A 12,532-nucleotide genomic window follows, 5' to 3' on the forward strand; every position below is an offset into this window, starting at 1 on the left:
GATGAAATAGGTATTTCACGCTGGCAACACGTTGGCCAACCGCCCGGAAACATTGACTGGGCGGTCAGCAAACGCGGGCGGGATCCTTCCCGCCCCGATCGAGGGGGCGCGCAGATTACTCACTTGCGCGCCGGGCCTCAAGTGCTCCGTCCTGGAGCACGGTGTCACATCATCGGGCATGCGCCCGTTCGGTCAGAAATGCACCTTCACCAGGGCGCTGGCGACGCTCTGGTTGCTGTCCACGTTGCCGCGGCTGTCAATGCCGTACTTGTCCTTCCAGTAGCTGTATTCGAAGCCGACGTAGAGCTGCTTGGCGCCCAGGTTAAGGGCCTTGCCCAGGTCGTATTTGACCTGTGGGTTGAACTGCAGGTTGGCGTGGTAGGTGCCACGGCGGGTCTGGTCGTTGTCGACCACCCAGTCGATGTAGCCGTCGATCAGGATGTCGGACTTGCCCACCGGGATGGTGTAGGACCAGGCCGGGGTGATCTGCCAGACGTTGTCACCGGGGCGGCTGCCCTCGGTGTTGCGCAGGTAGAAGTTCAGGGTGAAATAGTTGAAGCCGGGCACGTTCAGGTCGAAGCCGGGGCCGATCAGGTAGGCCTCGTTGTCGCCCTCGCCACGCTCGTAGGTCATGGCCAGCAGCACGTCCTTGACCGGGCCGAAGGCCAGGTTGCGCTCGAAGATCTTGCCGAACGACAGGCGCGGGCTGAACTCACCGTAGTAGGTGGTCACGCCTTTGCCGGGGTCGGCCTTGCCGTTGTAGAAGATCTTGTCGACGAACAGGAAGGTGTCGCCGTACTTCCACTTGTTGGCGTGTTCGAAGGTGATGGTCTGCTGGATGTCGGGGTTGACCTTGAAGTCCTTGCCGTAGAGGTAGGACAGGCTTTCGCCGTGCCACTGCAGCCATTCGCCGGCATGGGCGGGGAGGGTGGCCAGCAGGCTGCTGCCAAGCAGGACGGAGGTGGTGATGCGCTTCATGTTGTGATTCCCGGACTTATTGTTTTTGTAAGGGCTTTTTCGGCGCGCAGGCGCCCCGGACGGCCCATTCCGGCGGGCCGACGGTACTGCGTTACCACAGGGTTGAAGCGGGGCGGCCAGGACGGCGCCGCCCCTGGTCACTCAATGCTGGTGACAGGCATCGTTGTGCGCGGCGCGGTCGGCGCCGCCGAGGATGTTGAACAGCAGGTTCAGCACCAGGGCGCTAAGGGTGGCCATGGCGATACCACTGTGGGTGATCGGCTCCATCCACTGTGGCATCTGCGCGAAGAACTCCGGGCGCACCACCGGGATCAGGCCAAAGCCGACGCTGACGGCGACCAGCAACTGGTTGCGTCGGTCGGAGATGTCCGCTTCCTGGAGGATCTTGATCCCGGTGGCGGTGACCATGCCGAACATGGCGATGGACGCGCCGCCCAGTACCGCGGGCGGGATCGAGGCGATCAGGAAGGCCGCCTTGGGCAGCAGGCTGAGCAGGATCAGCAGCGCGCCGGCCATCACCGTGACGTAGCGGCAGCGCACCCCGGTCATCTGCACCAGGCCGATGTTCTGGGCGAACGAGGAGTGGGTGAAGGTATTGAAGAAGCCGGCGATGAACGACGCGCCGGCATCGCACAGCAGGCCGCGCCGCAGCATGCCTGGCGTTACTTCACGGTCGGTCACCTTGCCCAGGGCAAGGAACATGCCCGTCGACTCGACGAAGATGATCACCACCACCAGGCACATCGACAGGATCGGCGCCAGGCTGAAGGTCGGCATGCCGAAGTGCAGCGGCGTAACCACCTGCAGCCACGGTGCCTCGCTCAGGCCCGACAGGTCGACCATGCCGATGGAACCGGCGAGCACGTAACCCAGGCCCATGCCCACCAGTACCGACACGTTGACCCAGAAGCCGCGCATGAAGCGGTTGATCAGCAGGATCACCGCCAGCACCAGGCCGGCGACCATCAGGTAGATCGGCGCGCCGAAGGCTTCGGCGTCATGGCCGCCACCGGCCCAGTTGACCGCTACCGGGAACAGCGACAAGCCGATGGAGGTGATGACCGTGCCGGTCACCAGCGGCGGGAAGAAGCGCACGACCTTGGACATGAACGGCGCGATCAGCATGCCGAAGAATCCGGCGGCGATGGTCGCGCCGAAGATCCCCTGCAGGCCGACGCCCGGCATGCCGGCCATGGCCACCATGCTGCCGACGGCGGCGAAGCTGGCACCCATCATGACCGGCATGCGAATGCCGACCGGACCGATACCGAAGGATTGGATGATCGTGGCAACGCCGGCGACCAGCAGGTCGGCGTTGATCAGGAAGGCGACTTCTTCGCGGGACAGGCCCGCCGCCTGGCCAATGATCAGCGGCACCGCGATGGCGCCGCCGTACATCAGCAGAACGTGTTGCAGACCCACCAGGATCAGCTGGAACAAAGGCAGGGGCTGTCGTGGCGGCGCAACAGGGATGTACGCCTTGGGTGACTCGGACATGCAGCACCTCGAGTTTTGTTTTTATTCTCGGATCCAAGCGGGCGGCTTCACGTGGCAGGCTCCGGTAAAGGAGGCCGGGGTTCCCGCGTGAAGCCGAACGCTCGATGCTTGCTTGTTACGTAGAGCTTGTAGCAAGGCCGGGAGTACCGGCCCCATCGCGGGGCAAGCCCGCTCCCACGCAGTCGTGGGTTGTCTCAGTTGACCTGCGCGCCTTTGGCGATCCAGTCGCCGACCAGCTTGCGTTCCTCGACAGTCATCTGGGTGATGTTGCCCAGCGGCATGATCTGGCTGGCGACGGCCTGCGCCTGGATGCGCGCGGCCTGGGCCTGGATCTGCTGCGGGGTGTCGAACATCACGCCGGCTGGGGCTGCGCTGAACAGCGGGCTGGTCGGCTTGGCCGAGTGGCACACGGTGCAGCGTTCCTGGATGACGGTGTGGATCTTGTCGAAGGTTTCACCGCCAGCCTGGGCTGTGGCTTGGGCCGGAGCCTCGGCGGGTGCCGCAGGTTTGGCGGATTCCTCGGCGCGCAGTTCGGCGGCGGTCTTGCCGCCCACGGCGGTGGCCGGCAGCGGTTGGTACTCGACCTTGGCGGCGGCCTGCTCAGGTGCGCTCGGCAGTGGTTTCGGGCCGGTCACGTAGGCCAGGCAGATCATCGCCAGGGCACCGACTGGCAGGGTCCAGGCGTACTTGTTGCTGTCGTGGCGGGTGTTGAAATAGTGACGGATCAATACCGCGGCCACCGCGATCCCGGCCAGGATCAGCCAGTTGTACTGGCTGCCGTAGGTGCTCGGGAAGTGGTTGCTGATCATGATGAACAGCACCGGCAGGGTGAAGTAGTTGTTGTGGCGCGAGCGCAGCAGGCCCTTGGCCGGCAGCACCGGGTCGGGGGTCTGGTTGTTCTCGATGGCCGCCACCAGCTGGCGCTGCGCCGGCATGATGATGCGGAACACGTTACCGACCATGATGGTGCCGATGATCGCGCCGGTGTGCAGGTACGCGCCACGGCCGCTGAACACCAGGCTGAAGCCCCAGCAGGCGGCGATGATCAGCACGAACAGCACGGCGCCGAGCAGGGCCGGCTTCTTGCCCAGGGGCGAGTCGCAGAGGAAGTCGTAGATGAACCAGCCGGCGATCAGCGAGCCGATACCGATGGCCACGCCTTCGGCACCGCTGAGGGTGCTGCCGGGTGCCAGCAGGTACAGGGTCGGGTTCCAGTAGAACACCACGCACAGCAGGGCGATCCCGGACATCCAGGTGAAGTAGGCTTCCCATTTGAACCAGTGCAGGTTCTCGGGCATCTTCGGCGGGGCCAGCTTGTATTTTTCCAGGTGGTAGATACCACCACCGTGGATGGCCCAGAGGTCACCCGACAACCCATCGCGCGGGTTGCTTCGGTTCAGGTGGTTCTCCAGCCAGACGAAGTAGAACGATGCACCGATCCAGGCCACGCCGGTGATCATGTGAACCCAGCGAATGCTCAGGTTCAGCCATTCGTGAAGGTGTGCTTCCACAGTATGTACCTCTCGCCGGTCACGGTTCAGGCGGACCTGGGTGACCGACCTTTTCTTATTGGTGGGGATTGAGGATCAACATCTGTTCCTCGGGGAAGTAATGCTCATCGCAGTTGTTGCCGGAACCACTGCGATCAACCACCAGGAAGTCATCCCGCTTTTCGATCGTCAGCACCGGGTGGTGCCAGACGCCGCGATGGTAATTAATGCCCTGCCTGCCATTACTGCGGAAGGCGCGGACCAAGCCTGATACAGGTGCATCGCCAAGTGGCGCGACCACGATCAGAAAGGGGTTGCCGAGCAGCGGGATGAAAGCCTGGCTGCCCAGCGGATGGCGTTCCAGCATGCGCACGGTCAGCGGCATCTCCAGCGCGTCGGCGCGGAAGATGCTGATGATCGCCTTGTCTTCGGGCTCGGCGGTCTCGACCGTGGCGAGCTTGTGGAAGCGCATGGTCGAGCCGTTGTTGATCATGAAGTGGTCGCTGCCGTCGGTTTCGATCACGTCACCGAAGGGGGCGAAGGCTTCTTTGGTCAGGGGCTCGATCATCAGGGTGCGCATGCGGTTATCTCTTCTATTCGTTGTTCTGGATTTTGGTGGCCTGGCGGGCCGGGGCCCTGGGTGCGGACGCGTCACGCACTCGGGCCAGGGCGGTGCCAGTGCCTTATAGCTGCAGCAGGCGGAACAGGGCGATCAGGTTGATCTGCGCCAAAGCTTCCTTGAACTCGGCATCGGTGTCGTTGTGGATGCGTTTTTCGAAGGCGGCGAGGATCTGGTGCCGGTTGCTGCCCTTGACCGCCATGATGAACGGGAACTGGAACTTGGCCTTGTAAGCGTCGTTGAGTTCGGTGAAGCGGGCGAACTCTTCAGCGGTGCACTGGTGAATACCGGCGCCGGCCTGCTCGTTGGTGCTCGATTCGGTCAGTTCGCCCTGGATGGCGGCCTTGCCGGCCAGGTCCGGGTGAGCGTTGATCAGTGCCAGCTGGTCGGCGTGGTTGGCGCTGAGCAGGATGTCGCTCATGCGCTGATGCAACGCCTCGATCTCGTCCAGCTCGGCCAGTTGCCCCAGGTCGTAGGCTTTCTCGGCGACCCACGGCGAGTGCTCGTAGATGTCGGCGAAGGCCGCGACGAAGGCGGCGCGGTCCAGGGTGGAGGGCTTGAGGGTCTTGAAGGCGGTCATCAGGCGTTCTCTTTCTTGTACGGGTGGGTGGCGTGCCAGTGGCGGGCGATGTCCACGCGACGGGCGAACCAGACCTGCTCGTGGCTCTTGGCGTAGTCGACGAAGCGCTTGAGCGCGGCCAGGCGCGCCGGGCGGCCGACCAGGCGGCAGTGCAGGCCGATGGAGAGCATCTTCGGCGCCTCGGCGCCTTCCTCGTAGAGCACGTCGAAAGCGTCCTTGAGGTACTGGAAGAACTGCTCGCCGCAGTTGAAGCCCTGTACCTGGGTGAAGCGCATGTCGTTGGTGTCGAGGGTGTAGGGGATCACCAGGTGCGGCTTGCCGGTCGGGTTACTCGGCTCCCAGTAGGGCAGGTCGTCGTCATAGGTGTCGCTGTCGTAGAGGAAGCCGCCTTCCTCCATGACCAGGCGCCGGGTGTTCGGGCCGGTGCGGCCGGTATACCAGCCCAGTGGGCGTTCGCCGGTGAGTTCGGTGAGGATGCGGATGGCTTCGAGCATGTGCTCGCGCTCTTGCGCTTCATCCATGTACTGGTAGTCGATCCAACGGTAGCCGTGGCTGCAGATCTCGTGGCCGGCCTCGACCATGGCGCGGATCACGTCGGGGTGGCGCTGGGCGGCCATGGCCACGGCGAAGATGGTCAGCGGCACGCCGCTGTCCTTGAACAGCTTGAGCAGGCGCCATACGCCGGCGCGGCTGCCGTATTCGTAGAGCGACTCCATGCTCATGTTGCGCGCGCCCTGCAGCGGCTGGGCGGCGACCATTTCGGAGAGGAACGCTTCGGACTCTTTGTCGCCGTGCAGGATGTTGCGCTCGCCACCTTCTTCGTAGTTGAGCACGAAGGACAGTGCAATGCGGGCATTGCCCGGCCATTGCGGATGAGGTGGGTTGTTGGCGTAACCGATCAGGTCGCGAGGGTAGTCAGCGCTCACTGCAGTCTTCCTTCTTGTACGTATGTGCGAGTGGTGGGCGGGCCGCGTCGGGATGTCGCACCACCGGATGGGCTGATTGTATACAACTTCTTAAATACTTTGTAAGCCTGTTTTTCCGCATTTCTTCCCATTTGTCGCCTGAGAATGGCTTGCAAGAAACCTGCCTGATTGGTCAGCTAATGCCGCGAGGGTCGGCATCGGGCGTGTCTTCGCGACTGATGGAGTGTTCGAGGAGCCTTGACCTTGGATGCAGAAAAAATTGTGTACAATCTATCGCTAAACTGTCTTAATAGCTGCATTCCCGCACGGTGCCAGCCCGTTGCCGTGTATTTTTTGCCCACGTAGACGACAAGAGGCGACAAGCAAATGGGACGTTTGACCACACACGTACTGGACGCCGCGCATGGCTGCCCGGGCAGCTCGATCAAGGTCGAGCTGTACCGCGTCGAAGGCCAGCAGCTGGAACTGGTGAACACCGCCCTGACCAACAGCGATGGCCGCGTTGACGCGCCGCTGCTGCAGGGTGACGACTACCGCACCGGCGTCTATCAATTGCAGTTCAGCGCAGGTGACTACTACCGCGCCAAGGGTGTGAAGCTGCCGGACACCGCGTTCCTCGACGTGGTCGTGCTGCGCTTTGGCATCGACGAGCAGCAGGAGCACTACCACGTGCCGCTGCTGATCTCGCCGTACAGCTATTCGACCTATCGTGGAAGCTAGTTGGTCGCTAGAAGAATCTTCGTAGGTCCTTGGCCCGCTCTCACACTGGCGGGCTTTTTTTCGCCTGTTGTTTTTGTACAGGGTGTTGAAATAGAGAAAGGGCGCCGAGGCGCCCTTGGTTGTTGCAGCGGGATCAGAGGAACACAAACTTGGCAATGAAGATCGCGCACAGCACCCACAGGCTGGCCGAGATCTCCTTGAACTTGCCGGTACCTGCCTTGAGCGCCACGTAGCTGATGAAGCCAAGGGCAATGCCGTCTGCCACCGAGAAGGTCAGCGGCATCATGATCACGGTGACGATCGCCGGAATGCTGTCGGTGGCTTCATCCCACTCGATATGCGCCATGCTGCCCATCATCAGCATCGCCACGTAGATCAGCGCGCCAGCGGTGGCATAGGCCGGGATCATCCCCGCCAATGGGGCGAAGAACATCGCCGCGATGAACAGGATCCCCACCACCACGGCGGTCAAGCCGGTGCGCCCGCCTGCCGCGACGCCCGCAGCACTTTCCACGTAGCTGGTCACCGGCGGCACGCCGACCACCGCGCCGAACACGCTGGAGGTGCTGTCGGCCTTCAGTGCCCGCGACAGGTTCTCGATACGCCCGTCCGGTGCCACCAGGTTGGCCCGCTGGGCCACCCCCATCAGCGTGCCGGCGGTGTCGAACATATGCACGAACAGGAACGCCAGCACCACGCTGATCATGCTGACGTTGAACACGCCGACCACGTCCATGGCCATCCAGGTCGGTGCCAGGCTCGGCGGCATCGACACCACCCCGCCGAACTTGACCAGGCCCAGGCCCCAGCCGGCCAGGGTGACGCCGATGATGCTGATCAGGATCGCGCCGAACACCCGCTTGTAGCTGAGGATGGCGATCAGCAGGAAGCACACCGCCGCCAGCAGTGGGCCGGGCTCATGCAGCGAGCCGAGCTTGACCAGGGTTGCCGGGCTGTCGACGATGATGCCGGCGGTTTTCAGGCCGATCAGCCCGAGGAACAAGCCGACGCCGGCCCCCATGGCGTGGCGCAGGCTTAGCGGGATGCTGTTGAGCAGCCACTCACGCACGCGCGAAACGGTCAGGAACATGAACAGCACGCCCGAGACGAACACCGCCCCCAGCGCCGTTTCCCAGTTGTAGCCCATGGTGCCGACCACGGTGTAGGTGAAGAAGGCGTTGAGCCCCATGCCCGGCGCCAGGCCGACCGGCCAGTTGGCGTACAGGCCCATCAGCAGGCAGCCGAGGGCGGCGGCGATACAGGTGGCGACGAATGCCGCGCCGTGGTCGATGCCGGCGTCGGCCATGATGTTGGGGTTGACGAAGATGATGTAGGCCATGGTGATGAAGGTGGTCACCCCGGCGATCAGCTCGGTGCGGACGGTGCTGCCATGCTGCTTGAGTTTGAAAATCCGCTCCAGCCAGCCCGTTTCGAGCGGTGGGACGAGATCCAGCGTAGGTGCTTCGGATTTGCGGCTTTCCACAGCGAGTACTCCTCAAGTCTTTCTTGTTGTTCGAAGCCTGGTCCTGAGCCATGCACTGGGGGGCTTCGCGAGGGGGTGTGGCAGACGTCCGACCAGTTTGTTGACTTTTGGGTCAGGAAGTTGCTCGCAGGATTATGCTTTTGTGTACAAAGAATGCAAATAATGTTTTATCTTTTGTTCCCACGAACTGCCGTACAACGGCTATATAGGTAAAAGGCCACCTGCAGAAACGGGTCAGCCTGTGTACAATGGCGCCATACCTTGGCCCCTTTTCTTCTTCCAGGGCTTGCCATCCCCCCGCTGACCGGTATTACAGTCACGGTCCGACTGGCAGATCCTTTGTGCTCGAGAGCCCATGAACGAACAGCTGCAACCTCTGAAAAAACCTGTGCGCACTGGCAAGGCCGGCCGCAGCGGTACCCAGGACGACATCGTCTATGCGCATATCTTCGAGGCGATCCTCGAGCAGCGTCTGGCACCGGGCACCAAGTTGAGCGAGGAAGCACTGGGCGAGATCTTCGGCGTCAGCCGCACCATCATCCGCCGCGCCCTGTCGCGCCTGGCCCATGAAAGCGTGGTGCTGTTGCGGCCCAACCGTGGTGCGGTGGTGGCCAGCCCCACGGTCGAGGAGGCGCGGCAGGTGTTCTTCTCGCGGCGCATGGTCGAGCGCGCCATCACCGAACTGGCCGTGCAGCACGCCACTCTCGAACAGCTCAACGAACTGCGCCAGATGGTCCGCGAGGAGCGTGACAGCTTCTCCCGTGGCGACCGTGGCGCCGGTATCCGCCTGTCCGGCGAGTTTCACCTCAAGCTGGCCGAAGCCGCCGGCAACGCACCGCTGGTGAGCTTCCAGCGCAGCCTGGTGTCGCAGACTTCGCTGATCATCGCCCAGTACGAAAGCGGCAACCGCTCGCACTGCTCGTACGATGAGCACATGCAGCTGATCGATGCGATCGAGGCCCGTGATGCCGAGCAGGCGGTAAGCCTGATGATGCATCACATGGACCATATCGACAGCAAGCTCAACCTCGACGAGGAGAGCGCCTCGGACGATCTGCACGCGGTGTTCTCCCACCTGCTGAAAAAGCCCAAGGCTACTGCCAAGGGTTGATCGTTTGCCTGCCTGAGCGGGGCTGCTTCGCAGCCCCTGGCTTTACTGGCCCTTGGCCAAGGCTCTGCTAGATTTTCCTCAGCAAACCTTCATCAAGCAGTTGGGCTTGCGCAGTCGTTGCGTCCAATTACTTGAGGAATGCTCCATGAGTTCATCCCTGGGTGTGCGCATGGGTGCCGAGCTGGTCGGCACCTTCTGGTTGGTCCTGGGTGGTTGTGGCAGCGCGGTGCTGGCCGCCAGCTCGCCTGTCGGCATCGGTGTCCTGGGTGTCGCCTTTGCTTTCGGCCTTACCGTCCTGACCATGGCATTCGCCATCGGCCATATCTCCGGTTGCCACCTCAACCCCGCCGTGTCGTTCGGGCTGGTGGTGGGGGGACGATTCCCGGCAAAAGAGTTGCTGCCCTACGTGATTGCCCAGGTGATCGGCGCGATCCTCGCCGCGGCGGTGATCTACTTCATCGCCACCGGCAAGGCCGGTTTCGAGGTGGGCAACGGCATGGCGTCGAATGGTTATGGCGAACACTCGCCCGGCGGCTACACCCTGGCCGCGGGCTTCGTCAGCGAAGTGGTGATGACCGCGATGTTCCTGGTGATCATCATGGGCGCCACGGACGCCCGGGCGCCGGCCGGGTTTGCGCCGATCGCCATTGGCCTGGCGTTGACCTTGATCCACCTGATCTCGATCCCGGTCACCAACACCTCGGTGAACCCGGCGCGCAGCACCGGGCCTGCGCTGTTCGTCGGTGGCTGGGCGCTGCAGCAACTTTGGCTGTTCTGGCTGGCACCGCTGATCGGCGCTGCGATCGGCGGTGCATTCTATCGAGGCCTGGCCAAACAACCTTAGCGCTGGTGTACGCAACGCCCGGCGGCGTAGGTCTCGCGCACGGTGCGGTCGTCGCCCAGGGTGGTGAGCACGAACAAGGTCTCCTCGATGCTTTTCGACTGCTGCAGGCGGTAGTCCAGCAGCGGGGTGGCCTTGTAGTCGAGCACCACGAAGTCGGCGTCATTGCCCGGGCGCAGGCTGCCGATGCGGTCCTCCAGGCGCAGGGCGCGGGCACCGCCGAGGGTGGCCAGGTACAGCGACTTGTACGGGTGCAGGCGCGCGCCTTGCAACTGCATCACCTTGTACGCCTCGTTCAGGGTGTTGAGCAGCGAGAAGCTGGTGCCGGCGCCGACATCGGTGCCCAGGCCGACGTTGACCTTGAAGCGCTCGGCCTGGGGCAGATTGAACAGGCCGCTGCCGAGGAACAGGTTGGAGGTCGGGCAGAAGGCGATGGCCGAACCGGTTTCGGCCAGGCGCTGGCACTCGTCGTCGCACAGGTGCACGCCGTGGGCGAACACCGAGCGCTCACCGAGCAGCTCGAAGTGGTCGTAGACGTCGAGGTAGCCTTGCTGCTCGGGGAACAGTTCCTTGACCCAGTCGATTTCCTTGAGGTTCTCCGACAGGTGGGTGTGCATGTACACGCCCGGGTGCTCCTTGAGCAACTGACCGGCCACGCTCAACTGTTCCGGCGTGCTGGTCGGCGCGAAGCGCGGGGTGACGGCGTAGTGCAGGCGGCCCTTGCTGTGCCAGCGCTCGATGAGCATCTTGCTGTCGCGATAGCTGGACTCGGCGGTATCGGTGAGGTAGTCGGGGGCGTTGCGGTCCATCATCACCTTGCCGGCGATCATGCGCAGGTCCAGGCGCTCGGCCTCCTCGAACAGGGCGTTGACCGACTCGGGGTGCACGCTGCCGAACACCAGCGCGGTGGTGGTGCCGTTGCGCAACAGTTCGGCGAGGAAGATCTTCGCCACCTGGTCGGCATGGGCCTTGTCGGCGAACTGCTTTTCGCAGGGGAAGGTGTAGGTGTTCAGCCAGTCCAGCAGTTGCTCGCCATAGGAGCCGATCATGCCGGTCTGCGGGAAATGGATATGGGTGTCGATGAAGCCCGGGGTGATCAGGGCGTCCTGGTAGTGTTGCACCGGGATGGCGGCGTCGAGGGTTGGCAGCAGCTCGCTGGCATGGCCCAGGGCGCTGATGCGGCCGTCGTCGACCACCAGCAGGCCGTCTTCATAGTATTCGCAGGATGCCTCCAGGCCGACCTCGGCGGGGTCGGCGATGCTGTGCAGGATGGCGGCTCGGTAGGCTTTGCGGGTTGCGCTCATGGGGCTCTCGTCAAAGGGTCTGGCTGCGTCGCGAGGACGGCAGCAACTGGGCGATGGGGCCTGAGTTGGCGGCAGCGTCGTGCTGGCCGAAGCAGGCGTTGTAGGTGGCAATGATTTCGGCGGCGATGGACACGGCGATCTCGATCGGCAGCTTGCCCTTGACCTCGGCCAGGCCCATCGGGCAGCGCATGCGCGCCATCAGCGCGTCGTCGAAGCCGCGCTCGCGCAGGCGGTGCTCGAACTTGACACGCTTGGTCTTCGAACCGATCAGGCCGAACCAGGTGAAGTCGTTGCGCTTGAGGATCGCGGAGGTCAGCTCCAGGTCCAGCTGGTGGTTATGGGTCATGACGATGCAGTAGCTGCCGGCGGGCAGGTCGGCAACTTCGTCGACCGGCTCTTCGCTGACGATCTTGCTCACTCCGGTGGGGATGAGCGCGGGGAACTCCTGCTCGCGCGAATCGATCCAGCGCACCCGGCAGGGCAGCGCGGCGAGCAAGGGTACCAGAGCGCGGCCGACATGGCCCGCGCCGAACACGGCGATCTCGGCTTGCACGCCGCTCATCGGCTCGAACAGCAGCACGGTGGCGCCGCCGCAGCACTGGCCGAGGCTGGCGCCGAGGCTGAAGCGCTCCAGGTGCGGGGTACTGCGGTGTTCCGCGAGCATCTGCCGGGCGATGTGCAGGGCCTTGAACTCCAGGTGGCCGCCGCCGATGGTGTCGTACAGCGCGCTGGCGCTGACCACCATTTTCGAGCCGGCGTTGCGCGGGGTGGAGCCGCGCTCCTCGATGATGGTCACCAGCACGCAGGGCTCGCCACGGGCTTGGTGCTCGGCGAGGGCGTTGATCCATTGGTGCATGATTCAGATCCTCTATCAAACGACTCGGTCCTTGTAGGAGCGGGTTCACCCGCGATCAGCCGCGAAGCGGCTGCCAGGCACCGCGGTGTCAGCTTCGCGGCTGAAGCCGCTCCTACAGGGGCGGCGG

At 63.7% G+C, this 12,532-nt stretch carries 12 protein-coding genes; 3 read left to right on the plus strand and 9 right to left on the minus strand.

All coding sequences use genetic code 11. The annotated features are described in order from the left end of the window. Positions 1-192: 192 nt before the first annotated feature. The 6 genes from ACQ4OD_RS09440 to puuE all read right to left on the minus strand — a co-directional run bounded on the left by ACQ4OD_RS09440 (position 193) and on the right by puuE (position 6,090). Entirely contained in the window at positions 193-978 is a 786-nt protein-coding gene (locus ACQ4OD_RS09440; RefSeq protein WP_139672561.1) for an outer membrane protein OmpK, read from the minus strand. Between the two features lie 141 nt (positions 979-1,119). Further along, positions 1,120-2,475, minus strand: coding sequence for a nucleobase:cation symporter-2 family protein (locus ACQ4OD_RS09445; protein ID WP_046856489.1), 1,356 nt, complete (start codon positions 2,473-2,475; stop codon positions 1,120-1,122). Positions 2,476-2,669: 194 nt separating this feature from the next. After that, positions 2,670-3,986 carry a urate hydroxylase PuuD gene (locus ACQ4OD_RS09450; RefSeq protein ID WP_430944200.1) on the minus strand — a complete coding sequence of 439 codons (1,317 nt, stop codon included), beginning with the start codon at positions 3,984-3,986 and terminating at the stop codon, positions 2,670-2,672. Positions 3,987-4,041: 55 nt separating this feature from the next. Further along, positions 4,042-4,545 carry an ureidoglycolate lyase gene (locus tag ACQ4OD_RS09455; RefSeq protein ID WP_023631381.1) on the minus strand — a complete coding sequence of 168 codons (504 nt, stop codon included), beginning with the start codon at positions 4,543-4,545 and terminating at the stop codon, positions 4,042-4,044. 103 nt (positions 4,546-4,648) lie between these two features. Beyond that, complete coding sequence (uraD, locus tag ACQ4OD_RS09460) at positions 4,649-5,164, minus strand: 2-oxo-4-hydroxy-4-carboxy-5-ureidoimidazoline decarboxylase (RefSeq protein ID WP_139672555.1); 516 nt, start codon at positions 5,162-5,164, stop codon at positions 4,649-4,651. Further along, entirely contained in the window at positions 5,164-6,090 is a 927-nt protein-coding gene (gene puuE / locus ACQ4OD_RS09465; RefSeq protein ID WP_102684653.1) for an allantoinase PuuE, read from the minus strand. The genes uraD and puuE overlap by 1 nt, the downstream gene beginning before the upstream one ends. Positions 6,091-6,456: 366 nt before the next feature. Here puuE and uraH point away from each other — a divergent pair, with 366 nt between their 5' ends. Further along, positions 6,457-6,810, plus strand: a complete 354-nt coding sequence (gene uraH / locus ACQ4OD_RS09470) for a hydroxyisourate hydrolase (RefSeq protein WP_028692847.1) — start codon at positions 6,457-6,459, stop codon at positions 6,808-6,810. Positions 6,811-6,943: 133 nt separating this feature from the next. Here the strand turns inward: uraH and ACQ4OD_RS09475 are convergent, their stop codons facing one another. Then, positions 6,944-8,293 carry an NCS2 family permease gene (locus ACQ4OD_RS09475; RefSeq protein ID WP_102684655.1) on the minus strand — a complete coding sequence of 450 codons (1,350 nt, stop codon included), beginning with the start codon at positions 8,291-8,293 and terminating at the stop codon, positions 6,944-6,946. A 355-nt stretch (positions 8,294-8,648) separates the two neighbouring features. Between ACQ4OD_RS09475 and ACQ4OD_RS09480 the strand changes: the two genes are divergently transcribed. Then, the gene (locus ACQ4OD_RS09480) at positions 8,649-9,404 is read left to right on the plus strand and encodes a GntR family transcriptional regulator (RefSeq protein WP_038705701.1); all 756 of its coding nucleotides are present in this window, start codon (positions 8,649-8,651) and stop codon (positions 9,402-9,404) included. 145 nt (positions 9,405-9,549) lie between these two features. Beyond that, on the plus strand, positions 9,550-10,248 hold the full coding sequence (gene aqpZ / locus ACQ4OD_RS09485) for an aquaporin Z (protein WP_102684656.1): 699 nt from the start codon (positions 9,550-9,552) through the stop codon (positions 10,246-10,248). Here aqpZ and guaD read toward each other — a convergent pair. Together guaD and xdhC are read right to left on the minus strand one after the other, a co-directional pair. Next, on the minus strand, positions 10,245-11,549 hold the full coding sequence (gene guaD / locus ACQ4OD_RS09490; RefSeq protein WP_430944201.1) for a guanine deaminase: 1,305 nt from the start codon (positions 11,547-11,549) through the stop codon (positions 10,245-10,247). The genes aqpZ and guaD overlap by 4 nt on opposite strands. Positions 11,550-11,559: 10 nt before the next feature. Further along, a complete protein-coding gene (gene xdhC, locus ACQ4OD_RS09495; protein WP_430944202.1) occupies positions 11,560-12,405 on the minus strand; it encodes a xanthine dehydrogenase accessory protein XdhC in 846 nt (281 codons plus the stop codon). Positions 12,406-12,532 lie beyond the last annotated feature (127 nt).

This window comes from Pseudomonas sp. WC1 (assembly GCF_050586565.1).
In the GTDB taxonomy this organism is placed as follows: Bacteria; Pseudomonadota; Gammaproteobacteria; order Pseudomonadales; family Pseudomonadaceae; genus Aquipseudomonas.

What these genes read in the sequence shown, in the direction of transcription:
- ACQ4OD_RS09455 (WP_023631381.1), bottom strand. Translation starts at nt 4,545, where the DNA reads ATGCGCACCCTGATGATCGAGCCCCTGACCAAAGAAGCCTTCGCCCCC.
- aqpZ (WP_102684656.1), top strand. Translation starts at nt 9,550, where the DNA reads ATGAGTTCATCCCTGGGTGTGCGCATGGGTGCCGAGCTGGTCGGCACC.
- guaD (WP_430944201.1), bottom strand. Translation starts at nt 11,549, where the DNA reads ATGAGCGCAACCCGCAAAGCCTACCGAGCCGCCATCCTGCACAGCATC.
- ACQ4OD_RS09440 (WP_139672561.1), bottom strand. Translation starts at nt 978, where the DNA reads ATGAAGCGCATCACCACCTCCGTCCTGCTTGGCAGCAGCCTGCTGGCC.
- ACQ4OD_RS09480 (WP_038705701.1), top strand. Translation starts at nt 8,649, where the DNA reads ATGAACGAACAGCTGCAACCTCTGAAAAAACCTGTGCGCACTGGCAAG.
- ACQ4OD_RS09445 (WP_046856489.1), bottom strand. Translation starts at nt 2,475, where the DNA reads ATGTCCGAGTCACCCAAGGCGTACATCCCTGTTGCGCCGCCACGACAG.
- xdhC (WP_430944202.1), bottom strand. Translation starts at nt 12,405, where the DNA reads ATGCACCAATGGATCAACGCCCTCGCCGAGCACCAAGCCCGTGGCGAG.
- uraH (WP_028692847.1), top strand. Translation starts at nt 6,457, where the DNA reads ATGGGACGTTTGACCACACACGTACTGGACGCCGCGCATGGCTGCCCG.
- uraD (WP_139672555.1), bottom strand. Translation starts at nt 5,164, where the DNA reads ATGACCGCCTTCAAGACCCTCAAGCCCTCCACCCTGGACCGCGCCGCC.